The following is a 24,096-nucleotide window of genomic DNA, read 5'->3' as shown; positions in this document are numbered from 1 at the left end:
GCATACTGGCCGCCTGCGCTTACAATCTGCGCACCATGATTGGCGTCCTCTATCCACCCGATGAGAGGCGGACATGAGGGAGGAGTGCGTCCACAATCCGGCAGGATGGCTGCCTAAACCGACAAAGGCCTCGCAAGGGCCGCGGAAAACCGCTCTGCCGGCCTTCAAAAAGGCCCCCACTGACCACCGAACTCCACTTCGCTCCCCGTGCAAAGCCCTCCCTGGGGGAGAAGGTGGATTGGCGCGCAGCGCCAAGACGGTTGAGGGGTGCTGGCCGGAGCGCTGTTAGTGCCAAGCTGGAGCACCCCTCATCCGACCGAGCTTCGCTCGGCCACCTTCTCCCACAAGGGGAGAAGGAAGAGGCACGCGAGGCGCAACGCCGTCGATCCTCCTTCGGACCCCGCCTTACCCGCCTGCGAATAGCATTATGCATTGCGCAACATGAACGTTGGTATATATAATTTCATCCTATGAAAATGGCTTCGGTGATCGCCGACAGCCGACGTCATGGGACCTCGATGGCTCGCAAGCTTGAGGGCGCCGAAAGACCGGCGATCGATCCGCGGATCACTGCTTCGGCAGCACGGCAGCCATGACGCGACGCGTCCCGCACGACATCTTCATCGAATTGGGCATCATTCCGTCTGCGGCGGCAGCAATGTGGTGCCTACGGCCTTGCGCAACGACCAGCTTTTCCAACACAATCAAAACAAGACGAGAAGAAGGGAACGAACGATAACTTCCACCAGAGCTTGACAGGAGAACAAGCATGTCACTGCGGAGTATGATTTCGAGACTATCAATGGGAGCCTTAACACTTGCCGCGGCAAGTGCATTCACGCCTTCGGCCCAGGCTGCGGCGCCGGAATCGAACGACCCAATCAAGATCGCGCTATTCGACTGGACCAGTGTCAATCTGAACGCAAAGATCCTCGGCGGCATTCTTGAAAAACTTGGATACACGGTCGAGTACCCGACCGCCGACTACCTCTCCAGCCTGACCACCGGCCTTACCAATGGCGATCTCTCTGTCGCCATGGAATTCTGGGACACGACGGCCGGCGAAGCCATGAAGGCGTCGGATGCGACCGGCCAGACCGAACGCCTCGGCAAGCTCGGGCCCAAGGCGAAGGAAGAATGGTGGTATCCCGAATACATGAAAGAGAAATGCCCGGGCCTGCCGAACTGGGAAGCGCTGAAGGACCCGAAATGCGCCGAGGCATTCTCGACGGCGGAAACAGCGCCGAACGGCCGCTATCTCGGTGGCCCCGTGACATGGGAGGGTTTTGACGACGAGCGTGCCGCGGCGTTGAAGCTGCCCTTCACCGTTATCCATGCCGGCACCGATGCGGCGATGTTCGCCGAATTGGAATCGGCCTACCAGCGCAAGGCGCCGATCATGCTGTGGGTCTATTCGCCACATTGGGCGCCAGCCAAATACAAGGGCGAATGGATCGAATTCCCCGACCATACGGCGGAGTGCTACGACGATCCGAAATGGGGCGTGAACCCCGAGGCAAAGTATGACTGCGGCAAGCCGCATGGCGAGATCTGGAAGTATTCCTGGGCCGGCATGAAGGACAAATGGCCGGTCGCCTACAAGGTCGCGAAGAACTACACGGTCGACACCGACGAGCTCAACAAGATGAGCGGCGAGATCGATCTCGAAGGCAAGACGCCGGAAGACGTCGCTGCTGCCTGGATCGCCGCTCACGAAGCCGACTGGAAAGCCTGGGCCGAGTGATCGTTCCAACTGGAAAACTGCGAGACCCGGTCATTCATGGCCGGGTCTCTATCCCATATTCCAGAAGGACGACTGCATGGCCGATACGACTGAACAGGTGCCGCACGCGGCAGGCATGCCAAACGATGCCCGCCCGGTAAAACTTGCCTGCCGCAACGTCTGGAAGCTGTTCGGCGCGAACGCGGCAAATTTCATCCGCCAACGCAACGGCAAGGCCAGCATGGCGGACGTCGCTGCGGCCGGGCTGGTCGGCGCCGTGCGCGCCGTCGACCTCGAAATCCGCCAAGGCGAGATTTTCATCATCATGGGCCTGTCCGGCTCCGGCAAGTCGACGCTGGTGCGCTGCATGTCGCGACTGGTCGAGCCGACGCATGGCAAGGTCGAGTTCGAGGGCAAGGATCTGCTGAAGATCTCCGATGCCGCGCTAATCGAGCTGCGGCGTCACCGCATGGGGATGGTGTTCCAGAATTTTGCCCTACTGCCGCATCTGAACGTGCTGGAGAACATCGCCTTTCCCCTGGGCATCCAAGGGCAGGACCGGCCGACGCGCGAGAAGCGCGCGCGGGAAGTGATCGAGCTTGTCGGCCTGCGCGGCCGCGAGCATTTCTATCCGCGTGAGCTTTCCGGCGGCCAGCAGCAGCGTGTCGGCATCGCCCGCAGCCTCGCCACCAAGCCGGAAATCTGGTTTCTCGACGAGCCGTTCTCGGCGCTCGATCCGCTGATCCGCCGCGAGATGCAGGACGAGCTGATGCGGCTGCAGACCATGCTGCACAAGACCATCGTCTTCATCACCCATGATTTCGACGAGGCCATCCGGCTGGCCGACCGCATCGCTATCATGAAGGACGGCGAGGTCATCCAGATCGGCACGCCGGAGGAGCTGGTGGTCAATCCGGCGACCGACTATGTCGCCGAATTCACCCGCGACGTCGACCGCGCCAAGGTGATCTCGGCGCGAAGCCTGATGCGCGCCTGCGACGGCACCGAGCATGGCGGCGTGGTCGCGCCGGATGCCAAGATATCAAGTTTTTCGGCTGATATCGTCTCGGCCGGCAAGCCGTTCGCGGTGGTCAACGGCACCGGCAAGCCGATCGGCGAGGTCACGCCGCAAGCGGTGATTGATCTTCTGGCCGGTATCGAGCGTCCCGGGGCCGGCGCATGACAGTGACGGCAAGCACCAGCGAGGCGAGATCGCGGCCGGTTCAGGTCTGGCTGGTGGCGTGGGCCTGCGCCCTCGCCGCCGTGCTTGCCGTATTCCTGCTGCAGGACAGGCTGCCCTGGGCCGTCAACTATCCGGCCAGCGCAATCGTTCCCGTCGCCGACTGGGTCAGCGCGCTGATGAACTCGGTGAAGTCGAACTTCTCCTGGCTGACGCGGTCGATCACCGCGGTGCTCGGCGTGCCGCTCGATTTCGCGCTCAATCTGCTTGCCAAGAATTTCAAGATCGGCCGTGGCGCGGATATGATCGTCTTGCCGCGCCTGTCCTGGGTCGGCGTCTGTATCGCTGCATTCCTGGCCGGACGCGCCGCCGGTGGCTGGAAGCTCGGCGCGCTGGTCGGCGGCTGTTTTCTCTACATTGCGCTGTTCGGCCAATGGACCAGCGCCATGCTGACGCTGGGGCTGATCTCCATCGCCGTGCCGTTCTGCATCGTCACCGGATTGTTCGTCGGCATCTGGGCGTGGCGCAAGCCATGGGCGGAGAGGCTGTTGATCTCCCCTGCCCTTGATCTGATGCAGACCATCCCGACCTTCGCCTATCTGATCCCGATGCTGCTTTTGTTCGGCAACAGCCCGGTTTCGGCGATGATCGCGACGGCCATTTTCGCGACGCCGCCAATGGTGCGCGCGACAATGCTGGGACTGTCGCGGGTGCCGTCCGAAATCGACGATTTCAGCGAGATGGCCGGCTGCACCGCGCGCCAGAAATTGTGGCGCGTGCTTTTGCCCTCGGCGCGTCCAACGCTGATGGTCGGCGTCAATCAGGTCATCATGCTGGCGCTCAACATGGTGATTATCGCCTCGATGATCGGCGCCGGTGGCCTCGGCTACGACGTGCTGCTGGCGCTCAGGGCGCTGAAGGTCGGCGAAGCTATGGAGGCCGGCCTCGCCATCGTGGCGCTGGCAATCGCGCTCGACCGGCTAAGCCAGGCGATCGCGCGCAATCACGCGCAGGGCCATGTCTATCAGGAGGTGAGCCCGAGCTTTTGGCGGCGCTACCCCAACCTGACGCTGGCCATAGCCATCCTTGCAGCCACGACGCTGCTTGGCCTGTTCGTGCCGGCCTTCGCCGCGGTGCCGAAGGCGATCACCTTCACCACCGCACCCCTGTGGAAGACGGCGGTGAGCTGGATCACGATCAACTTCTTCGACACGATCGAAGCGTTCCGCGTGACCCTCATTCTCAACGTGTTGAACCCGGTGCGCGCCTTCTGCGAGGGCTTCCCGTGGGCGGGCGCGGTGTTCCTGCTCGGCCTTGCCGGCTACCAGCTCGGCGGCCTGCGCCTCGGCGCCCTGGTCGCGGCGCTGACCGTCTTCTGCGCGGTGACCGGCCTTTGGGAAAAGACCATGGCGACGGTCTATCTGTGCGGCATCTCGGCTTTCATCGCTTGCCTGATCGGCATCCCGATTGGGCTGATGGCATCACGCAGCGACCGTGTCGAGAAGATCGTCACGCCGATCATCGACACTTTGCAGGTGCTGCCGTCGTTCTGCTTCATCATCCCGGTGGTGATGCTGTTCCGCGTCGGCGACGTCACCGCGATGATCGCGACGGTCGCCTTCGCCGTGGTGCCGGCCATCCGCTACACAAATCACGGCCTCAGGCAGGTGCCACCGGCATTGATCGAGGCGGCAAAGGTGTCGGGCTGCACCAAGCGCCAGACGTTCCTGCGCGTGCAATTGCCGCTGGCGCTGCCGGAGATCATGTTAGGCGTCAACCAGACGATCCTGATGGCGCTGGCAATGATCATCATCTGCGCCATGGTCGGCACACGCGATCTCGGCCAGGAGGTGTTCATCGCGCTGTCCAAGGCCGATTCCGGCCGCGGCATCGTCGCGGGCCTCGCCATCGCGTTCATCGGCATCGTCGCCGACCGGCTGTTCAACGCCTGGACGGCGAAGGCACGGGCAAGGCTGGGATAGGATCGCGCGCCCCACCTTCGTCTTGCCCAAAATGCATCCCAAGCTGGCTTCATGCTGAAGCGCCCCACAGTGATTCTAGCTTTCCTCCTCATCCTTTCCGTCGCTGCTCACGGTGCGGATGGCCTGGAGGAGCGGCTTGAAAAGCTCTTTGATGAGGCCGAGCGCCTGACGCCGCTGCGCACGGTTGCCATCGCGCATGAGGGCGCGGTGGTGGCGGAACGTGGCTATCGCGGCCACTCTCCGGCACGTCCGGCCAACATAAAATCCGCCTCCAAGTCGATCATCTCCGCACTCGTCGGCATCGCCATCGACAAGGGCATGCTCCAAGGCATTGACCAGAAGATCGCTCCGCTTCTTCAGGCCGACCTGCCCGCCGACGTGGATCCGCGGCTCCAGCAGGTTACGATCGGTCATCTGCTTTCCATGCAAGCAGGGCTGGGTCGGACCTCCGGCCCAAACTACGGGCGCTGGGTGGCAAGCGACAACTGGGTGCGGGCAGCGCTCGCCATGCCCTTCGACGACGAACCGGGCGGTACCATGCTCTATTCCACCGGCTCGACCCATCTCCTTTCGGCGATCCTGACGCGCCGGACCGGCCGCTCAACGCTGGAACTGGCACGCGAATGGCTGGGGCCGCAGGAGGGCTTTTCCGTCGCCGCCTGGGACCGGGACCCACAGGGCATCTATCTCGGCGGCAACCAGATGGCCATGAGCCCGCGCTCGCTGCTCGCCTTTGGCGAGCTCTACCCCAGCGGCGGGATGAGCCGCGGCGGGCGGCAGCTCGTGCCGGCCGATTGGATCAAGCTCTCCTGGCAGCCACGCACCGCCTCCCGTTTCACCGGTGACGGTTATGGCTATGGTTGGTTCATCCGTCAGATCGCGGGCGAAGCGGTCTTCTACGGGTGGGGGTATGGCGGGCAGATGGTCTATGTTGTGCCCGGGCGCGCGCTGACCGTGGTCATGACATCCGATGAAGACGGCCCCGCAGGCCGCAGCGGCCACCGCGACGATCTCCATGCCTTGCTCGAGCGGATCATTGAGGCGACGAAAGACGTGCGCGAGGCCCGCAGCAAGTGATGCATGTCGCGCAAAAGTGCGCAGCGGGTTTGCGGTAACGACATGCATAAAAAGAACTTAAAGCGCGTCGCATAAATCCATCCAAACGCGAAGCGCCTTAACTAGACCCTCTGCATAGAGGATTTGACGGTTCGATGGGTTGCAAGCTGGCAGGCTGTCATGCAGTCCGGCCCCGCGAGGAAGTCGCTATTCCGCCGCCACCCCTTTCACCTCCAGATAGCTCTCCATCGAATCGTCCATCGCCTGCAGCCACGGCGTATGGTGCAGCGGCGCCATCGTGCCGGTCATCAGCGAGCGGTAGGCGTGGTCGCGGAAGCTCATAATGTCTTCCAACTTGTGGTGCTCCCACTCCATGAAGGTCTGGTTGACAGCCTCGACGTCGAAGCCGGGATAGTCGGTCTGCTCCATCAGCTCCTTGGTGTAGTCGCCCTGGAACCAGATCATCTGCTCGGCGTCTTCCAGCGTTTCCTCGCGCGCCCGCCACTTCCTGCCGTGTTCCGCCATCGCCTCGGCCGAAGGCAGCTTGATGCGGCCCATGATGACATCGCGGGCGAACCAGGCCTGCGCGTCGAACATGTTGAAGGTGTAGAACTGGTCCTGCATGCCGATATAGGACAGCCGCGGGTTCTTCTCCCAGACGACGCCCTCGTAGAGCCCGTCCGGCCACATGCGGTTGGCGGTCTTGAGCTTCAGATCCTCGGTGAGGAACGGGAAGGCGTGCAGGTAGCCGGTGCACAGGATGATGGCGTCGACATCCCTGGTGCTGCCGTCCTTGAAATGCGCGGTTTTGCCGACGACCTTCTGCAGCAGCGGCACTTCCTTCCAATTCTCCGGCCATTTGAAGCCCATCGGCTTCGAGCGGTAGCTGGAGGTGATCGATTTCGCGCCGTATTTGTAGCATTGCGAGCCAATATCCTCGGCCGAATAGGAGCGGCCGATGATCAATATGTCTTTGCCCTTGAATTCCATGGCGTCGCGGAAATCGTGGCTGTGCAGGATGCGGCCATTGAAGCTCGAGAAGCCCTCGAAATAGGGGACGTTGGGCACGGAAAAATGCCCGGAGGCAACGACGACGTTGTCGAACTCCTCCGAATAGGTGATGTCGTTGGCGCGGTCATGCGCGGTGACGGTGAACTTTTTCGTCGCGTCGGAGAAGGTCACCATGCGCACCGGGCTGTTGAAGCGCACCCATTTGCGCACGCCGGATTTTTCGACGCGGCCCTTGATGTAGTCCCACAGCACGGCGCGCGGCGGATAGGAGCCGATCGGCCGGCCGAAATGCTCCTCGAACGTATAGTCGGCGAATTCGAGGCATTCCTTCGGTCCGTTCGACCAGAGGTAACGGTACATCGAGCCATGCACCGGGTCGCCATGCTCGTCGAGGCCGGTGCGCCAGGTGTAATTCCACAGGCCGCCCCAGTCGGACTGCTTTTCGAAGCAGACGATTTCCGGGATGTCCGCGCCCTTGTCGGCAGCCGACTTGAAGGCTCGAAGCTGGGCCATGCCGGAAGGTCCGGCCCCAATGACGGCAACACGACTTTTCATTGCGGGCCTCCCGATCTCATTTCTCTAACGAAACAAATTTCACTGACAGGACAGTAATTGCCCCTTCGATGCTGTCAACAGGCCTTGTTGCGAAACCTCGTTTTCGCCGGGCCGGATTTCAGCGAAACCTGATCGTCGTGGGTATTGGAAAACAAACAAATCGATCGTGGATCGTTGTGTGGCGGTTGCGCTCCTGTATCGGCACCGAATATGTTCACCGTGAGTGAAATAAATCCGCAAAACCCCGGGGTGGCGACATGGCGAAGAAAGCTTCCAATTTCAGGAATGGGGCAGCCCCCGCCAAGACCAAGCCATCGCCGAAGGGCGTGGCAACGATCCGGACGCCACTGACCCAGGACCCGCACGCCGTTCGCGATATCCGCGAAAAAGTCCTGGAGGTGGCGATCGGCCGCGAGGTGCGGGCGTTTCGCAAAAAACTCGGCATCACCGTCGCCGATCTTGCGGCTGCCACCGACATTTCGCTTGGCATGCTGTCGAAGATCGAAAACGGCATCACCTCGCCGTCGCTGACGACATTGCAGGCGCTGTCACGAGCGCTCGGCGTTCCGGTCACCGCTTTCTTTCGCCGCTTCGAGGAAGAGCGCAGCGCCGTCTTCGTCAAGGCCGGCGAAGGGCTCGATGTCGAGCGCCGCGGCACGCGCGCCGGCCACCAGTACAATCTGCTCGGCCATATCGGCTCGAACACCAGCGGCGTTGTCGTCGAGCCCTATCTGATCACGCTGACCGAGGATTCCGATGTGTTTCCGACCTTCCAGCATGAAGGCATGGAGTTTCTCTACATGCTCGAGGGCGAGGTCGTTTACCGGCACGGCAGCAATCTCTACCCAATGAAGCCCGGCGACAGCCTGTTCTTCGACGCGGATGCGCCGCACGGACCGGAAGTGCTGACGCAACTGCCGATGCGCTATCTCTCGATCATTTGCTATCCGCAAAGTAGTGCGGGGTGAGAGTTCGATCTCCCCCCTCGTGGGGGAGATGTCCGGCAGGACAGAGGGGGGCGCCATAGAGCGCCAACCTCGCGCCTGTCCTACGACCAACAGAGAACCAGGTTGAGGGCGCGATTACGATCGATTGAGAGGTTGGCGGAACAGCGCGCCCCTCTGCCCTGCCGGACATCTCCCCCACGAGGGGGGAGATTGGCAGCTTCGGCGACGGCAGCAGTCAGTCCGGCCCGAAGCCTGCTGACGTCGGGCTGCCATCATCCAGCTTCGACAGCCACTCGAGCAGCGTCGGCCGATAGCGCGTCAGGCCTTTGTAATTGACGAGTTCCTCGGGCAGGTCGCGGATGACGCGATGCAGGCGCCTTGCCCATTTCGGCTGCGTCACTAGCTCGTCCATCTTGATCAGATAACAGCGGATCGGGAAGACGATGCCGTTCGAGCGCGGCAGCCGCCAGAAGCTCTGCAATTCGACGCGCAGATGGACCTTGTCGCCGACGTTTTCGGGCGTCACCGTCGTCCGGTCCGGTCCCCATTTGTGATAATTTTCCGGACTGGTGTCGAGGCGCGGATTGACGGTCATCGTCCAGTTCAGGCGGCGCGCCGGCTTGCCTTGCTGGATGTTGGTAAGGAACTTCAGCGCCCGGACGAATATGCCCTTCTCATGCGCCAGCGGCACTGGCGCGTGCCATTCGAAGAAGTTCATGCCGATATCGAAATCCAGCGACCAGTCGGCCTGGGTGGTGACCATGCCGGCGTCCATCCACAGATTGCCGTCGCGCTGGTCGAGGATGCAGAAATCGCCCTGGCTCTGGCGCGTGATGTATTCCATCGGCCCATAGGGCAGTGTCGACACGTCGCCGAAGGTGAAGGTGTCGTCTATGCCGAGCGGCCGGTTGATCCAGCGCCAGCGGTCACCGTCGCGCGTCAGCGTGAAATGCTCGGGATAGCCCCGCGCCTGCTGTTCCATCAGAAGTTCGAGCAGGTCCCAGCCGGCCAGCGTCATGTGCGGCAGCGACTGACAGCGCAGCGGGTCCTCGGCGAGCACCAGCGCGCGGTCCTGCATCTCGGCGACATAGTGCTCGTCGACGTCGATCAGGTTTTCGAGCACGCTGCCCTTCGGCCCCAGAACATGAGGCTCGATGTTGACCGCATACATGTAGCTGTCTTCGTGGAACGGGAACGGAAACCGCCTGATGTGCTCCGGGCTGTTCTTGAAGGTGAAGTCGTCGCGGAACGTTTCCTTGCGAAAGGTGATGCCCAGGCTCGCCTCCTATCTTTCCAGAACCAGCGACCTGCCCTCGAAGCGCGAGACGCAGGGCATGATCTTCTTGCCGCAACGATGCTCTTCCTCGCTCAGCCAGTGGTCGTTGTGAATGAATTTGCCGTCTGAAGAAATGACGTTGGTTTCGCACTGGCCGCAGACGCCGCCGCGGCAGAGATAGGGCGGATCGACGCCGGCGGCCTCGACCGCCTCAAGCAGGCTCTGCTGCTCGCCGACGCGGATCGTCTTGCCGCTGACAGCCAGCGTCACGTCGAATGGGGCGCCGGGCTGGGGGGCTGCGAAATGCTCGAAATGCACGGTTTCCGCCGGCCAGCCGAGCGCGGCGGCACGGTCGCGCACCCAGTCGATCATGCCGGACGGACCGCAGACATAGAGATGCGTGCCGAGCGGCTGCGACGACAGCAGCCGATCTAGCTCGATGCGCTCGTCGCGGTCGTCGTGGTAGAGCCTGACCCGGCGGTCGTAACGCTCTCTGAGCACATCGGCATAGGTGCCGAGCGAGGCGGTGCGGCAGGTGTAGTGCAGCTCGAAATTGCCGCCATCCGCCGCCAGCTGCGCGGTCTGCGCCATGAACGGCGTGATGCCGATGCCGCCGGCCAGCATCAGATGCTTCCTGGCGCGCAAATCGAGCGAGAACAGATTGACCGGATAGCTGATCACCATCTCCATGCCGGGCCTGACATTCCTGTGCATGAACAGCGAGCCGCCGCGGCCGACATCGTCGCGGCGCACCGAGATCGTGTACTCGCGCGTGTCGAGCGGCGAGCCCATCAGCGAATAGGGGTTGAGCCTGGTGCGCTCGCCGTCTCGCATTTCGACGACGACATGGGCGCCGCCGGAGAATGTCGGCAGCAGCTGCCCGTCACGCCTGCGGAAATGGAAGCGCGTCACCAGCTCGTTGACCGGGACGACATCGCTCACCACGACCTCAAGCTTGGTGGTGCCGGTGCTCATCGAAATATCTCCTCCGCCGGAGGAATTTCGCTGCGGTCTTCCGCATTGATGCAGACGCCCTGGAATGCCGCGAGGCGCCTGGAATAGTGATCGCGTACCAGAAGAAGCAGGCCGCAATGCGAACAGGTTACCGGCTGCGTCGTCACGTTCTCGGTGATGCCCTTACAGTGAACGCACTGCATACGGCGCGCCAGCGAGCCGCGGTGCTCGGTCTGGATCGAGGTATGGTCGATACCGGCTTCGAGCGCCGCCTGCATGGCTTGGCCGATTAGCCCCTCGGTGCCGGCGAGATAGAGGCGCAGGCCCATGTGGGCGTTGGCAAGGGTCTGCTTCAGCCGTGGCAAGGCGCTGGCAAAGGAAGGTCCCTGGTAGAGTTGCGCCGGCTTCAGCGCCTCAAGGGCGGCGACATGCTTGCCCTCATTGCCGGGGATGAAGATGATGTGCGCATCGGCAAAGAAGCCGGCGGGCACCTTGGATGCCAGATCCGTTATCGCCAGCGCTCCCTCTGCATCCGCCACGAAAAGATGGTGCTTGCCGGGCTGCGTGGACAGGGTCCCGTAGACCGGCCGGCTGATGATGCTTTTCGCTGCCATCCTCTCAGTATGCCTCAGCCTTTCGCCGTGCGCTTGGTCTTCTTCGGATCATCGAACGGAAGCGGCTCAGCCGTCGCGCTGATGGCGCCGCTCTTGTTGCGGATCTCGAGCCTTGTGCCCTGGACGGCGCAGTCGACGTCGAGCCGGGCGATGGCCATCGATTTCTTGACCAGCGGCGAATACATGGCGCAGGTCACCACGCCGACCTTTTTGCCGTCGCGATAGACCGGCGCGCCCTCGTCGGCCGGCTCCTTGCCTTCGAGCAGCACGCCGAAGATCTTGAAGCGCTCCTTGCCCTTGAGGCGGTAGTGCTCCTCGGCGCCGCGAAAGCCTGTCTTGCCGGGGCTGACGGTAAAATCGAGGCCGAGCTCCCACAGCGTATCGCCGGGGCCTTCGTTCTCGAACGGATACTTTTGGGAATTATCGTAGGGGTAGAACAGCAAATAACTCTCGACGCGCAGCATATCGAGCGTGGTGAACCGGCACGGGATGATGCCGGCGCTCTTGCCCTCGTCGAGAATGGTGTCCCAGATCGTGCCGGCATCCTGGCCGCGGCAGAAGATCTCGTAGCCGCGTTCGCCGGTGTAGCCGGTGCGCGAGATCATCACCGGAAAACCGAACAGCCGGGTCTGCAAGTGATGGAAATAGGCGAGGTCGCGAATGCCGGGGACATGCTTTGCCAGATAGTCGACGGCGGCCGGGCCCTGCAGCGAAAGGTCGTGCAGATTGTCGTCGAAACGCAGCGAGACGTCGCGGCCTATGGCGGCGCGCTGCAACTCCTCATGGCCGGTGCCCGAACCATGCACGACCATCCAGGCATTTGGGCCGGTACGGTAGAGGATGCAGTCGTCGGTGAATTTTCCGGCCTCGTTGAGCATGCAGGCATAGGCCGACTTGCCGGGATATATTTTCTCGACGTCGCGCGTCGTCGCCAGGTCGATCAGATGCGAGGCATGCGGCCCCGTGATGTGGACCTTCTTCAGGCCCGACACGTCCATCAGCCCGGCCTTGGTGCGGATGGCGATGTATTCCTCGTCGGCGTCCTTGTCGTAGGTCCAGGCGGTGCCCATCCCGCTCCAGTCTTCGAGCTTCGAACCGAGCGCGCGATGGCGGTCCGCCAAGGTCGAAAATCTCCAGGATGCCGTCATGGACTTGCTTCTCCTTAACACGATTGCCGACGTTTCGCCGCTTCAGGACACTGAGGACCATGCGGCGGTCCGCGCCATATTGACTCAAAACTCCAAAAGCGCGCAATACTAAGATGCAAAAAGTTTTACTGAGAGGCAAGGAACGCAACTAAACGGAGGGGACATGAAATGGAAGGGAATCTCAACGCTCTAACGACCATTTTCACGGAGTTCTATTACTGGGTGACCATCGTCATGATGTTCCTCATCCATGTCGGGTTCTGCATGTACGAGGTCGGCGTGTCGCGTCGGCGCAATCACCTGAAAACGCTCATGAAGAACGCGATGGCGATCCCACTCGTCACGATCACGTTCTATTTTTTCGGCTGGTGGATCTATTTCGGCTTCCCCAACGGGCCGGGCATCGCGGGCGGACTTGTCACCGCACCATTTGCCGAACCATGGAATCCGCTGATGGGCACCCACCTCTCCGGTGTCAATCCAGGCGAGACGGGGGTCACGCCTACCGATGCTGCGCTGTGGCACCGCCTCAACGGCGTGTTCTGGGGCGCCTTCCTGCTGTTTTCCATCACGACGGCGTCAATCATCTCGGGTTCGATCATAGAGCGCGCGCGCTCGGGTGCGTTCTGGATCGTCGCGGTGCTGGTCGGTTCGGTCCTGTGGATCCTCGACGCGTCCTGGGGCTGGCATCCGCAGGGCTGGATGGTGAAGCTCTGGGGCTATCATGATGCCTATGCATCGGGGGTCGTGCACGCGATCGCCGGCGGGGCGGCACTCGCCTTTCTCATTGTGCTCGGTCCGCGCATCGGCAAGTTCAGGCCCGACGGCACGGCGCGCGACATCCCGCCCCACAATGTGTGGCTGGTCACGATCGGCCTGTTCCTGATCTTCACCGGTTTCTGGGGCTTCTATGCCGCGTGCAACATTCCGCTGATTAGCCCGGCTACGATTGCCGGCCAGATCACCGGTGAGACCTGGACGGCGACCAACATCTATCTCGCGCCGACCACGCTCTCGGCGATCACCTTCAACTTCCTGATGTCGCTATCGGGCGGGATGCTGGCCGGCTACATCGTCTCGAAAGGCGATCCTTTCTGGACATTCTCCATGGGACTTTGCGGCGTTATCTCAACCTCGGCAGGCAACGACCTCTATCACCCGATCCAGGCACTGCTGATCGGCGCGATCATCCCGACCATCTGCTACAAGCTGCACTATTTCGTCGAGCGCCGCTTCAAGATCGACGATGCGGTCGGCGCCGTTGCCGTGCACGGCTACGGCGGCTTCCTCGGTGTCGTGGCGGCGGGCTTCATGCTGTGGGGACAGCCGTCCTCGCCTTATGAGGGCTTCGCGCACATCAACCCGCTCGGCAATTTCGCTGGTGCGGTGCTGATGTTCGTGCTCGGTTTTGCCCCCACCTTTGTAGTCTGCAAGATCCTCAACAGCATGAACCTCCTGCGCGTGCCGGCGAAGGTGGAACTCGAGGGCGTCGACTTTGCCCTCAACCATGCTTTCGAGGCGTCGGTCCGCGAAGTGGGAACCGCCGAAAAGGCCATGATCAAATAGTCAACGGACAAGGAGAACCGCAATGTCTACTAATGGAATGGAAAGCTGGGCCGTGGACCTCAAGGACGTCGGCGCGATCTACCCGTTTCAGGGTTCCGAAGTCGTGATGGTGATCATCGGCCTCGTCTTCTGGATCGGTTGGCACGTCCTCCAGACGCGCCACGAGAGCGCTGAAATCGAAGCCGATATGGCTGCGGATCGCACCGGAGAGGAAACGAGAAAGGCGATCGACCGCCATTAAGTCGCCATCGGGTCGTCTGGCGCGTCATTTGCGCCAGACGACTTGTCCAACATGAAAAAAACTTTCATGCGAGTTGAATTCGACTCATGAAGCTGGTAGCACCTAATCATACCTCACCTCGGGAGCCTGACATGTGCGGAATCGTCGGACTGTTTTTGAAGGACAAGTCGCTCGAGCCTCAGCTCGGCTCGATGTTGTCGCAGATGCTGATCTCGCTCAGCGATCGCGGTCCCGACAGCGCCGGCATCGCCATCTACGGCGCGCCAACCGGCAACGAGGCCAAGATCACCATCCAGTCGGCAAAGCCGGAGCGTGACTTCCGCGGTCTCGACGCCGAACTGGCCAAGGCCATCGGAGCCCCGGTCAGCATTGCGGTGAAGTCGACCCATGCAGTCGTCAGGACCACGCCCGTCAAGATCGATGAAGCGCGCGAGGCCATCCAGACGCTTCGCCCTGATATCCGCATCATGGGCGCCGGCGATGTTGTCGAAATCTACAAGGAAGTCGGCCTGCCCGAAGCGGTCGTCGATCGTTTCGACGTGCGCAGCATGACCGGCACGCACGGCATCGGCCATACCCGCATGGCGACGGAATCGGCTGTCACAACGATGGGCGCGCATCCGTTCTCGACCGGCGCCGACCAGTGCCTTGTGCACAATGGCTCGCTGTCCAATCACAACAATGTCCGCCGCGAGCTGATCCGCGAAGGCATGAAATTCGAGACCGAGAACGACACCGAAGTCGCGGCCGCCTATCTCTCCTCACAGATGGCACATGGCAAGAATCTCGGCGAAGCACTGCAAGGCACGCTGAGCGACCTCGATGGTTTCTTCACCTTCGTCGTCGGCACCAAGAACGGCTTCGGCGTGGTGCGCGATCCGATCGCCTGCAAGCCTGCCGTCATGGCCGAAACCGACCAGTATGTCGCCTTCGGCTCGGAATATCGCGCGCTCACCAAACTGCCCGGCATAGACAATGCGAGGGTCTGGGAACCCGAGCCCGCAACCGTCTATTTCTGGGAGCACTGAGTCCATGCCGGCAATCAACGTCTCCAAAGCACTCGACCAGAGCCATGCGTCACGGGTCTTCGACCTCAGCGAAATGCCGCTGCGCGATCTCAATCAGGCGCTTCACGATTTGACCTCTGGTTCGAACGAGACCGCCTGGGAGGTGCTTCATCCGAAAGGCAGCCATTCGGTCGCCGTCGGGGTCGACCAGCCGATCACCATCGATGTCCGCGGCAGCGTCGGTTATTATTGCGGCGGCATGAACGACGGCAGCACCATCACCGTGCATGGCTCGGCCGGACCTGGCGTCGGCGAGAATATGATGTCGGGCTCGATAACGGTGAAAGGCGATGCCAGCCAGTATGCCGGCGCCACCGGCCGGGGCGGGTTGCTGGTCATCGAAGGCAATGCGTCGTCGCGCTGCGGCATTTCGATGAAAGGCATCGACATCGTCGTTCATGGCAATATCGGCCACATGTCAGCGTTCATGGCGCAGTCCGGCAATCTGGTGGTGCTGGGCGATGCCGGCGACGCACTCGGCGATTCCATCTACGAGGCGCGGCTCTTCGTGCGCGGCAAGGTCGAAAGCCTCGGCGCTGACTGCGTCGCCAAGGAGATGCGGTCCGAGCATCTGGAACTCCTGCAAGGCCTGCTCGACCGCGCCGGGGTGACCGACGTCAAGGCGGCGGAGTTCAAGCGTTACGGCTCGGCGCGCACGCTCTACAATTTCAACATCGACAACGCCGACGCGTATTGAGGCAGCATGACCTATCGCAACCCGCCGACGACGCCGCGCAAATCCGCGACCTTCGACGACTACACGCTCTCCGAGATCCGCCGCGCGGCGGCGACCGGCATCTACGACATCCGTGGCGCCGGCGCCAAGCGCAAACTGCCGCATTTCGACGACCTGCTGTTCCTCGGTGCCTCGATCTCGCGTTATCCGCTCGAAGGCTATCGCGAGCGCTGCGACACCAGCGTCGTGCTGGGCTCGCGCCATGCCAAGAAGCCGATCGAGCTGAAAATCCCGATCACCATCGCCGGCATGAGTTTCGGATCGCTGTCCGGCCCGGCAAAAGAAGCCTTGGGCCGCGGCGCGACGCTGTCCGGCACCTCGACGACCACCGGCGACGGCGGCATGACCGAGGAAGAGCGCGGTCACTCGCAGACGCTGGTTTATCAATATCTGCCGTCGCGTTACGGCATGAACCCGCGCGATTTGCGCCGGGCCGATGCGATCGAGATCGTCGTCGGCCAGGGTGCCAAGCCCGGCGGCGGCGGCATGCTGCTTGGCCAGAAGATCTCCGACCGGGTTGCCGAAATGCGCACGCTGCCGAAAGGTATCGACCAGCGCTCGGCCTCGCGTCATCCCGACTGGACCGGGCCGGATGATCTCGAGATCAAGATCCTGGAGCTGCGCGAAATCACCGACTGGGAAAAGCCGATCTACGTCAAGGTCGGCGGCGCGCGGCCCTACTACGACACAGCGCTTGCGGTGAAGTCAGGCGCAGATGTCGTCGTGATCGACGGCATGCAGGGCGGCACCGCCGCAACCCAGGAAGTGTTCATCGAGAATGTCGGCCAGCCGACGCTCGCCTGCATCAGGCCGGCGGTGCAGGCGCTGCAGGATCTCGGCATGCACCGCAAGGTGCAGCTGATCGTCTCCGGCGGCATTCGCAACGGCGCCGATGTCGCCAAGGCGCTGGCGCTCGGCGTCGACGCGGTGTCGATCGGCACCGCAGCACTTGTCGCGCTCGGCGACAACGACCCGCGCTGGGAAGCGGACTACAACGAGCTTGGCACCACCGCCGGCGCCTACGACGACTGGCATGAGGGACGCGACCCGGCCGGCATCACCACGCAGGATCCCGAGCTGATGAAGCGGGTCGACCCGATCGCCGCCGGACGGCGATTGGCGAATTATCTGAAGGTGATGACGCTGGAGGCGCAGACCATTGCCCGTGCGTGCGGCAAGAACAGCCTGCACAATCTCGAGCCCGAGGATCTCGTCGCGCTCACGATCGAAGCCGCCGCCATGGCCGGCGTGCCGCTGGCTGGCACCAACTGGATACCGGGGAAGAACGGCTTCTAAGACGTCACAACAAAATTCCATAAGCGAGGAACTATAATGGGGAACGATCTCGCCGCATTCGCCAAAGAGAACGGCGTCAAATATTTCATGATTTCCTACACGGACCTGTTCGGCGGCCAGCGCGCCAAGCTGGTGCCGGCGCAGGCCATCGCCGACATGCAGAAGGACGGTGCCGGCTTTGCCGGCTTTGCCACCTGGCTCGACCTGACGCCGGCGCATCCCGACATGCTGGCGGTGCCGGATCCGGATTCGGTTATCCAGTTGCCGTGGAAGCCGGAGGTCGCCTGGGTCGCCGCCAACTGCATTATGGACGACAAATCGGTCGCCCAGGCGCCGCGCAACACGCTGAAGCGGCTGATTGCCGAGGCAGCCGGCGACGGCATGCATGTCAAGACCGGCGTCGAGGCCGAATTCTTCCTGATCTCGCCGGACGGCAAGACGATTTCCGACGAATACGACACGGCGTCGAAGCCCTGCTACGACCAGCAGGCGGTGATGCGCCGCTACGATGTCATCGCCGAGATCTGCGACCACATGCTGGCGCTCGGCTGGGGCGCCTACCAGAACGACCATGAGGACGCTAACGGCCAGTTCGAGATGAACTGGGCTTTCGACGATGCGCTGGCGACCGCCGACAAGCATTCCTTCTTCAAGTTCATGGTGAGGTCCGTTGCCGAAAAGCACGGCCTGCGCGCCACCTTCATGCCAAAACCATTCCCCGGCCTGACCGGCAATGGCTGCCACGCGCACATTTCGGTGTGGGACAAGGACGGCAAGACCAATGTCTTTGCCGACAATGCCATGGAGCTCGGCCTGTCGGCGAAGGGCAAGAATTTCCTTGGCGGCATCATGAAGCATGCCTCGGCACTTGCCGCGATCACCAACCCGACGGTCAATTCCTACAAGCGCATCAACGCGCCGCGCACCATTTCGGGCGCGACCTGGGCGCCCAACTCGGTGACCTGGACCGGCAACAACCGCACCCACATGGTGCGCGTGCCCGGCCCCGGCCGCTTCGAGCTGCGCCTGCCCGACGGCGCGGCTAACCCTTATCTGCTGCAGGCCGTCATCATCGCCGCCGGCCTCGACGGCATCCGCTCGAAGGCCGATCCCGGCAGGCGCTACGACATCGACATGTACCAGTTCGGACACACGGTGGAGGGCGCGCCGAAGCTGCCGCTCAACCTGCTCGATGCATTGCGCGAGTTCGACAATGACAAATCGCTCAAGGCGGCGCTGGGGGAGGAATTCTCGTCGGCTTACCTAAAGCTCAAGCACCAGGAATGGAATTCCTATGCTTCCCACTTCACCCAGTGGGAGCGTGACCACACGCTGGATATCTAGAGCATCGGACCGAAAAGTGTGAAGCGGTTTTCGGATGAATCCGATGCGTCAAGAAAGGTCCTGCGTGGCGCGAGCGACCTCGGAATAGATTTATGAGATACTCGATCTTCTCCCTCGCCCGCGCCGCGCTTTCCGGCCACAAGAATTGGCAGCGCACCTGGCGCGACGCCAGCCCGAAGGATCACTACGACGTGGTGATCATCGGCGGCGGCGGCCACGGCCTGGCGACGGCATGGTTCCTGGCCAGCGAGTACGGCATCAGGAATGTCGCCGTGCTCGAAAAGGGCTGGATCGGCTCCGGCAATGCCGGTCGCAACACCACCATCATCCGCTCCAATTACGGGCTGCCCGGCAACACCGGCTTCTACGAGCTGTCGATGAAGCTGTGGGAGCGCATGGAGCAGGACCTCAACTACAACACGATGGTCAGCCAGCGCGGTGTCATCAACCTCTATCATTCCGACGCGCAGCGCGACGCCTATGCGCGGCGCGGCAACACCATGCGCATCAACGGCATCGATGCCGAATTGCTCGACTTGGCGGCGGTCAAGAAGATGATGCCGTTCCTGAACTTCGACAATGCGCGCTTTCCCGTGCAAGGCGGCCTGCTGCAGCGGCGTGGCGGCACGGCGCGCCACGACGCCGTGGTCTGGGGCTACGCCCATGCGGCGAGTACACTCGGCGTCGACATCATCCAGAATTGCGAGGTGACAGGTTTTTCGCGCGACGCCAACGGCAAGGTGACCGGGGTCGAGACGACACGCGGCAAGATCGGCGCCGGCAAGGTCGGCATGGCCGTTGCCGGCAGTTCGTCGCGCGTCGCGGCGATGGCGGGCCTGCGCCTGCCGATCGAAAGCCATGTGCTGCAGGCCTTCGTTTCCGAGGCGATCAAGCCACTGATCCCCAACGTCATGACCTTCGGCGCCGGCCATTTCTACGTCAGCCAGTCCGACAAGGGCGGGTTGGTCTTCGGCGGCGACATCGACGGCTACAATTCCTATGCCCAGCGCGGCAACATGCCAGTCATGGAAGACGTGTGCGAGGGCGGCATGGCGCTCATGCCGATGATCGGTCGCGTGCGCCTGTTGCGGCAATGGGGTGGCATCATGGACATGTCGATGGACGGCTCGCCGATCATCGACAAGACGCCGGTGGACGGGCTCTATCTCAACGCCGGCTGGTGCTATGGCGGCTTCAAGGCGACGCCCGGCTCCGGTCTTGTCTTTGCCCATCTTCTGGCCCGCGACGAACCGCACAAGGAGGCGGCGCGATTCCGCCTCGACCGGTTCCGGCGCGGCGCGATGATCGATGAAAAGGGCGTCGGCGCCCAACCGAACCTGCACTGAGGACGGTCCAGAAAACATGCGTATTGTCTGTCCCTTCTGCGGCGAACGCGAACTCGGCGAGTTCACCTATCTGGGCGACGCCAAGCCGGTGCGTCCGGCGGCCGGCGTCTCGGAGGACGACGTCTTCGACTACGTCTATCTGCGCGACAACATTGCCGGCGAGACGACCGAGCATTGGTATCATGGCGGCGGCTGCCGGGCCTGGCTGAAGATCACCCGCAACACGCTGACACACGAGATTTCGTCGGTCGAGCCGGCGGCAGGCGCCGGCGCCGCCAAGGTTGGCGCCTGATGGTCAGTCGCGCACAGACACACCGGCTGGAGAGCGGCGGCCTTATCGATCGTTCGGCACCGCTGAATTTTCGCTTCGACGGCAAAACCTTTGCCGGCTTCGAGGGCGACACGCTGGCCTCGGCGCTGATTGCCAATGGCGTCAAGCTGGTCGGCCGCTCGTTCAAATACCACCGGCCGCGCGGCATCCTGACCGCAGGCTCGGAAGAGCCCAATGCGCTGGTCGAGCTGCGAACGGGCGCGCGCCGCGAGCCAAACACCAAGGCGACCACGGCAGAGCTTTATGACGGTCTCGAAGCAGCCAGCCAGAACCGCTGGCCGTCGCTGCGCCACGATCTGATGGCGGTGAACCAGTTGTTCGCGCCGATCTTCGTTGCCGGCTTTTACTACAAGACCTTCATGTGGCCGGCAAAATTCTGGGAAGCGATCTACGAGCCGGCAATCCGCCGCGCCGCCGGTCTTGGCCGCGCAGCTGGCGTCGCCGATCCCGACCATTACGACAAGGCCTGGGCGTATTGCGACGTTCTGATCGCCGGTTCCGGCCCGGCCGGGCTGGCGGCAGCGCTTGCCGCCGGGCGCAGCGGCGCCCGCGTCATCCTGTGCGAGGAAGATTTTGCCCTTGGCGGCCGCCTGCTTGCCGATGGCGGCACGATCGATGGCATGCCGGCGGCCGAATGGATTTCCCGCACGCTGGCCGAGCTCACGACGCTGCCCGACGTCCGCATCATGAACCGCACGACACTGTTCGGCGTCTACGATGGCGGCACTTATGGCGCGATCGAGCGGGTCAACGATCATCTGCCCTCCCCGCCGGAGCATCAGGTGCGCCAGCGGCTGTGGCGGATCGTGGCAAAGCGCTCGATTGTTGCCGCCGGCGCCATCGAACGGCCGATCGTCTTTGCCGGCAACGACACGCCCGGCGTGATGATGGCTTCGGCAATGCGGACCTATGTCGAGCGCTATGCGGCAACCCCTGCGAAGAGGATCGCGCTGTTCACCAACAATGAGGATGGCTGGCGGACTGTCGAGACCGCGCTTGGCGCCGGATTGCAGATCGCAGCGGTCGTCGATGCACGCCCGGATGTGTCAGCCAAGCATCGCGCTCTCGCCGCCAAAGCCGAGTTTCCGGTATTGAACGGTTCGGTTGCCGGTGTCGAAGGCGGCAAGGACGGCGTCCGGAAAATCTCGGTGTCGCTTGCCGGCGGCGCCCGTGCGGAAGTCGAAGCCGACGGGCTTGCCGTCTCAGGCGGCTGGAATCCGGCAGTCGGGCTGACCTCCTACCATCGCGGCCGGCCGAAATGGCAGGACGATATATCGGCCTTCGTGCCGGACGGCGCCCCTCCTGGCATGGTGGCCGCCGGTGCCGCCAATGGCGCCTTCGGCCTCGGCGCCTGCCTGAGCCAAGGATTTGCCGCGGGTGCTGCGGCGGCGCAGAGCGTCGGACACAGCGGCAACGCCGGCATGCCGCCCGTCGCCGACGACGAGGCATTTTCGCTGACCCCGCTCTGGCATGTCGCCGGTAAAGGCAAAGCCTTTGTCGACTACCAGCATGACGTCACCGCTTCCGACATCGAACTGGCGCAGCGCGAAGGCTTTGAATCGGTCGAACATCTGAAGCGCTATACGACGCTCGGCATGGCCACCGACCAGGGCAAAACCTCGAACGTCGCCGGCCTCGCCATCATGGCGGCGGTGTCAGGCAGATCCATCCCCGAGACCGGCACGACGATCTACCGTCCGCCCTATGTGCCGGTCGCCATCGGCGCCTTTGCCGGCCATCATCGCGACGAGACCTTCCATGCGACAAGACTGACGCCGTCGCATCACTGGGCAGCTGAACAGGACGCGGTGTTCGTCGACACCGGCTTGTGGAAGCGCGCGCAATGGTACCCACGCGCCGGCGAAAAGGATTGGCTGGAATCGGTCACCCGCGAGGTCAAGGCGGTGCGCTCTGCCGTCGGCTTCTGCGATGTCTCGACGCTCGGCAAGATCGATGTGCACGGCCCGGATGCCGGCGCCTTCCTCGACCGCGTCTATATCAACACCTTCTCCAGTCTCGCCGTGGGAAAAGCCCGCTACGGGCTGATGCTGCGCGAGGACGGCATCGTCTATGACGACGGCACCACGTCGCGGCTGGCCGAGGATCATTATTTCCTGACCACCACCACCGCCAAGGCCGGCCCGGTGATGCAGCATCTCGAATTCTGCCGGCAGGTGCTGTTTCCTGAACTCGACGTGCAGCTGACCTCCGTCTCCGACCAGTGGGCGCAATTCTCTATCGCCGGGCCGAAAACCCGAGATCTGCTTCGGGAAATCGTTGATCCGGCCGAGGATCTGTCGAACGAGGGCTTTCCCTTCATGGGCGCGCGCGAAGTCGCGCTTCGCGGTGGCATCAGGGCACGGCTGTTCCGCATCTCGTTCTCCGGCGAGATGGCGTTCGAGATCTCCGTTCCGGCCCGCTATGGCGACGCGCTTGTGCGCAACCTGATGCTGGCCGGCAAGCAATTCGGCGTGATGCCCTACGGCACCGAGGCGCTCGGCGTCATGCGCATCGAAAAGGGCCATGTCGCCGGACCGGAGCTGAACGGCACCACCACCGCTGCCGATCTCGGCCTGGGCAAGATGATGTCGACCAAGAAGGATTTCATCGGCCGCGTCATGGCCGGACGCGAGGCGCTGGTCGCTCCCGACCGGCAGGTCGTGGTCGGCATCAAGTCGACGGACAGAGCGCGCCGCCTGCGCGCCGGCGCGCATATCATTCCGAAGGGCGAGATACCGGGTTCCGCCAACGACCAGGGCTATGTCACGTCGGTCTGCTTCTCGCCGACGCTCGACCAGTGGATCGGGCTGGCACTTGTCGAGCGCGGCCGCGAGCGGATCGGCGAGATCGTTCATGCGCATGACCCGCTGCGCGGCGAAGACTATGATGTCGAGCTGTGCAATCCCGTCTTCTACGATCCGGATGGAGGGCGCCAGCGTGGCTGAATTTTCCTGGGTTTCCCGCAGTCCGCTGGAGCACGCGCTTGTCGTGGGCGACTATGGCGCGCGTGACGTCGAACCGGGCATTTCGCTCACCGAGATCCGCAATTTCGACCTCGTCCAGGTGATGGCGCGACGCGGCAAAGGGGCGGAACTGGCCAGCGCCGCGGAAGTCCGTTTCGGCATGGCGGCTCCGGATATGCCGAAGGCGGTCAGCGCTTCGGACGTGACGCTCATCTGGTCGGGACCGGATCAGTTCTTCGTTCTGTCGAAGGGCGGCAAGCACACGATCGATACGTTGAGCGAGGCGTTCTCGCAATCGGCCTCACTGTCCGACCAGTCGCATGCGCGCGCCCTGATCAGGGTCTCGGGTGCCAAGACGCGCGCCATGCTGGCGAAATTGTCGTCGATCGATCAGCACCCGGCGGCGTTTCCGACCGGCACTGCCGCCGCGACATCGATCGACCATACCAGCGTCAATCTCTGGCGTGGCTATGACCGGCCGGACGGTCAGGCGGTGTTCAATCTTCTGGTGTTTGCAACCTTCGCGGAAAGCCTGTGGCGCACGATACTCGACGCGGCCGCCGAGTATGGGGTCGAGATCGGGTATTCAGAGGAATTGGGGTAGCGCCTGCCTCTTCCCTTCTCCCCCTGTGGGACCTTTGCACAGAAGCCGAACGGTGATTCTGTGGTGAAGGTTGGAGCAGGGAGATTCGGGATGGCGGATCGTGTTTTGGGTCAGTTGAGTCTGGCGGACGGTCTGGCGGCGTCGGATGAGACGATT

The 24,096-nt window shown here is 62.9% G+C and carries 20 protein-coding genes; 15 read left to right on the top strand and 5 right to left on the bottom strand.

Annotation, left to right across the window (positions count from 1 at the left end):
• Positions 1-769: 769 nt before the first annotated feature.
• The 4 genes from EN885_RS32140 to EN885_RS32125 all read left to right on the top strand — a co-directional run bounded on the left by EN885_RS32140 (position 770) and on the right by EN885_RS32125 (position 5,962).
• On the top strand, positions 770-1,744 hold the full coding sequence (locus tag EN885_RS32140) for an ABC transporter substrate-binding protein (protein WP_128244261.1): 975 nt from the start codon (positions 770-772) through the stop codon (positions 1,742-1,744).
• A 76-nt stretch (positions 1,745-1,820) separates the two neighbouring features.
• The gene (locus EN885_RS32135) at positions 1,821-2,906 is read left to right on the top strand and encodes a glycine betaine/L-proline ABC transporter ATP-binding protein (RefSeq protein ID WP_128244262.1); all 1,086 of its coding nucleotides are present in this window, start codon (positions 1,821-1,823) and stop codon (positions 2,904-2,906) included.
• Positions 2,903-4,885: an ABC transporter permease subunit gene (locus EN885_RS32130; protein WP_128244263.1), complete on the top strand. Its 1,983-nt coding sequence runs from the start codon at positions 2,903-2,905 to the stop codon at positions 4,883-4,885. Before EN885_RS32135 ends, EN885_RS32130 begins: the two co-directional genes overlap by 4 nt.
• Before the next feature lie 51 nt (positions 4,886-4,936).
• On the top strand, positions 4,937-5,962 hold the full coding sequence (locus tag EN885_RS32125; protein WP_128244264.1) for a serine hydrolase: 1,026 nt from the start codon (positions 4,937-4,939) through the stop codon (positions 5,960-5,962).
• A 186-nt stretch (positions 5,963-6,148) separates the two neighbouring features.
• On the opposite strand, the gene EN885_RS32120 is transcribed toward EN885_RS32125, so the two are convergent.
• Positions 6,149-7,507, bottom strand: coding sequence for an NAD(P)/FAD-dependent oxidoreductase (locus EN885_RS32120; RefSeq protein WP_128244265.1), 1,359 nt, complete (start codon positions 7,505-7,507; stop codon positions 6,149-6,151).
• A gap of 257 nt (positions 7,508-7,764) precedes the next feature.
• On the opposite strand from EN885_RS32120, the gene EN885_RS32115 reads away from it, so the two are divergent.
• On the top strand, positions 7,765-8,475 hold the full coding sequence (locus EN885_RS32115) for an XRE family transcriptional regulator (protein WP_095483896.1): 711 nt from the start codon (positions 7,765-7,767) through the stop codon (positions 8,473-8,475).
• A 214-nt stretch (positions 8,476-8,689) separates the two neighbouring features.
• Here the strand turns inward: EN885_RS32115 and EN885_RS32110 are convergent, their stop codons facing one another.
• From EN885_RS32110 to EN885_RS32095, 4 genes are read right to left on the bottom strand one after another with little or no spacing between them, the layout of a single operon-like run.
• Positions 8,690-9,730 (bottom strand): DUF3445 domain-containing protein, encoded by a 1,041-nt coding sequence (locus EN885_RS32110; RefSeq protein WP_128244266.1) that lies wholly within the window; start codon positions 9,728-9,730, stop codon positions 8,690-8,692.
• Positions 9,731-9,739: 9 nt separating this feature from the next.
• Positions 9,740-10,705 (bottom strand): PDR/VanB family oxidoreductase, encoded by a 966-nt coding sequence (locus tag EN885_RS32105; protein WP_128244267.1) that lies wholly within the window; start codon positions 10,703-10,705, stop codon positions 9,740-9,742.
• Entirely contained in the window at positions 10,702-11,298 is a 597-nt protein-coding gene (locus tag EN885_RS32100) for a dimethylamine monooxygenase subunit DmmA family protein (protein ID WP_128244268.1), read from the bottom strand. Before EN885_RS32100 ends, EN885_RS32105 begins: the two co-directional genes overlap by 4 nt.
• Before the next feature lie 14 nt (positions 11,299-11,312).
• The gene (locus tag EN885_RS32095; protein WP_128244269.1) at positions 11,313-12,446 is read right to left on the bottom strand and encodes an aminomethyltransferase family protein; all 1,134 of its coding nucleotides are present in this window, start codon (positions 12,444-12,446) and stop codon (positions 11,313-11,315) included.
• A gap of 168 nt (positions 12,447-12,614) precedes the next feature.
• Between EN885_RS32095 and EN885_RS32090 the strand changes: the two genes are divergently transcribed.
• The 10 genes from EN885_RS32090 to EN885_RS32045 all read left to right on the top strand — a co-directional run bounded on the left by EN885_RS32090 (position 12,615) and on the right by EN885_RS32045 (position 23,940).
• The gene (locus EN885_RS32090) at positions 12,615-14,012 is read left to right on the top strand and encodes an ammonium transporter (protein ID WP_128244270.1); all 1,398 of its coding nucleotides are present in this window, start codon (positions 12,615-12,617) and stop codon (positions 14,010-14,012) included.
• A 22-nt stretch (positions 14,013-14,034) separates the two neighbouring features.
• Positions 14,035-14,253, top strand: coding sequence for a hypothetical protein (locus EN885_RS32085; protein ID WP_095483890.1), 219 nt, complete (start codon positions 14,035-14,037; stop codon positions 14,251-14,253).
• Positions 14,254-14,384: 131 nt separating this feature from the next.
• A complete protein-coding gene (locus EN885_RS32080) occupies positions 14,385-15,281 on the top strand; it encodes a glutamine amidotransferase family protein (RefSeq protein WP_128244271.1) in 897 nt (298 codons plus the stop codon).
• A gap of 4 nt (positions 15,282-15,285) precedes the next feature.
• A complete protein-coding gene (locus EN885_RS32075; RefSeq protein WP_128244272.1) occupies positions 15,286-16,017 on the top strand; it encodes a GXGXG domain-containing protein in 732 nt (243 codons plus the stop codon).
• A 6-nt stretch (positions 16,018-16,023) separates the two neighbouring features.
• Entirely contained in the window at positions 16,024-17,352 is a 1,329-nt protein-coding gene (locus EN885_RS32070; RefSeq protein ID WP_095483887.1) for an FMN-binding glutamate synthase family protein, read from the top strand.
• 36 nt (positions 17,353-17,388) lie between these two features.
• Complete coding sequence (gene glnT, locus EN885_RS32065) at positions 17,389-18,696, top strand: type III glutamate--ammonia ligase (RefSeq protein WP_095483886.1); 1,308 nt, start codon at positions 17,389-17,391, stop codon at positions 18,694-18,696.
• Positions 18,697-18,788: 92 nt separating this feature from the next.
• The gene (locus EN885_RS32060; RefSeq protein ID WP_128244273.1) at positions 18,789-20,042 is read left to right on the top strand and encodes a sarcosine oxidase subunit beta family protein; all 1,254 of its coding nucleotides are present in this window, start codon (positions 18,789-18,791) and stop codon (positions 20,040-20,042) included.
• A 16-nt stretch (positions 20,043-20,058) separates the two neighbouring features.
• Positions 20,059-20,334: a sarcosine oxidase subunit delta gene (locus tag EN885_RS32055; protein ID WP_128244274.1), complete on the top strand. Its 276-nt coding sequence runs from the start codon at positions 20,059-20,061 to the stop codon at positions 20,332-20,334.
• A complete protein-coding gene (locus EN885_RS32050) occupies positions 20,334-23,318 on the top strand; it encodes a sarcosine oxidase subunit alpha (protein ID WP_128244275.1) in 2,985 nt (994 codons plus the stop codon). The genes EN885_RS32055 and EN885_RS32050 overlap by 1 nt, the downstream gene beginning before the upstream one ends.
• A complete protein-coding gene (locus EN885_RS32045) occupies positions 23,311-23,940 on the top strand; it encodes a sarcosine oxidase subunit gamma family protein (protein ID WP_128244276.1) in 630 nt (209 codons plus the stop codon). Before EN885_RS32050 ends, EN885_RS32045 begins: the two co-directional genes overlap by 8 nt.
• Positions 23,941-24,096 lie beyond the last annotated feature (156 nt).

This window comes from Mesorhizobium sp. M6A.T.Cr.TU.014.01.1.1 (genome assembly GCF_004022765.1).
GTDB lineage: Bacteria > Pseudomonadota > Alphaproteobacteria > Rhizobiales > Rhizobiaceae > Mesorhizobium > Mesorhizobium mediterraneum.
This window is presented reverse-complemented; position numbering and strand designations above follow the sequence as displayed.

Coding starts and splice junctions, on each gene's coding strand:
- EN885_RS32125 (WP_128244264.1), top strand. CDS start 4,937: ATGCTGAAGCGCCCCACAGTGATTCTAGCTTTCCTCCTCATCCTTTCC.
- EN885_RS32085 (WP_095483890.1), top strand. CDS start 14,035: ATGTCTACTAATGGAATGGAAAGCTGGGCCGTGGACCTCAAGGACGTC.
- EN885_RS32060 (WP_128244273.1), top strand. CDS start 18,789: ATGAGATACTCGATCTTCTCCCTCGCCCGCGCCGCGCTTTCCGGCCAC.
- EN885_RS32050 (WP_128244275.1), top strand. CDS start 20,334: ATGGTCAGTCGCGCACAGACACACCGGCTGGAGAGCGGCGGCCTTATC.
- EN885_RS32140 (WP_128244261.1), top strand. CDS start 770: ATGTCACTGCGGAGTATGATTTCGAGACTATCAATGGGAGCCTTAACA.
- EN885_RS32115 (WP_095483896.1), top strand. CDS start 7,765: ATGGCGAAGAAAGCTTCCAATTTCAGGAATGGGGCAGCCCCCGCCAAG.
- EN885_RS32130 (WP_128244263.1), top strand. CDS start 2,903: ATGACAGTGACGGCAAGCACCAGCGAGGCGAGATCGCGGCCGGTTCAG.
- EN885_RS32135 (WP_128244262.1), top strand. CDS start 1,821: ATGGCCGATACGACTGAACAGGTGCCGCACGCGGCAGGCATGCCAAAC.
- EN885_RS32070 (WP_095483887.1), top strand. CDS start 16,024: ATGACCTATCGCAACCCGCCGACGACGCCGCGCAAATCCGCGACCTTC.
- EN885_RS32090 (WP_128244270.1), top strand. CDS start 12,615: ATGGAAGGGAATCTCAACGCTCTAACGACCATTTTCACGGAGTTCTAT.
- EN885_RS32105 (WP_128244267.1), bottom strand. CDS start 10,705: ATGAGCACCGGCACCACCAAGCTTGAGGTCGTGGTGAGCGATGTCGTC.
- EN885_RS32120 (WP_128244265.1), bottom strand. CDS start 7,507: ATGAAAAGTCGTGTTGCCGTCATTGGGGCCGGACCTTCCGGCATGGCC.
- glnT (WP_095483886.1), top strand. CDS start 17,389: ATGGGGAACGATCTCGCCGCATTCGCCAAAGAGAACGGCGTCAAATAT.
- EN885_RS32100 (WP_128244268.1), bottom strand. CDS start 11,298: ATGGCAGCGAAAAGCATCATCAGCCGGCCGGTCTACGGGACCCTGTCC.
- EN885_RS32055 (WP_128244274.1), top strand. CDS start 20,059: ATGCGTATTGTCTGTCCCTTCTGCGGCGAACGCGAACTCGGCGAGTTC.
- EN885_RS32075 (WP_128244272.1), top strand. CDS start 15,286: ATGCCGGCAATCAACGTCTCCAAAGCACTCGACCAGAGCCATGCGTCA.
- EN885_RS32080 (WP_128244271.1), top strand. CDS start 14,385: ATGTGCGGAATCGTCGGACTGTTTTTGAAGGACAAGTCGCTCGAGCCT.
- EN885_RS32095 (WP_128244269.1), bottom strand. CDS start 12,446: ATGACGGCATCCTGGAGATTTTCGACCTTGGCGGACCGCCATCGCGCG.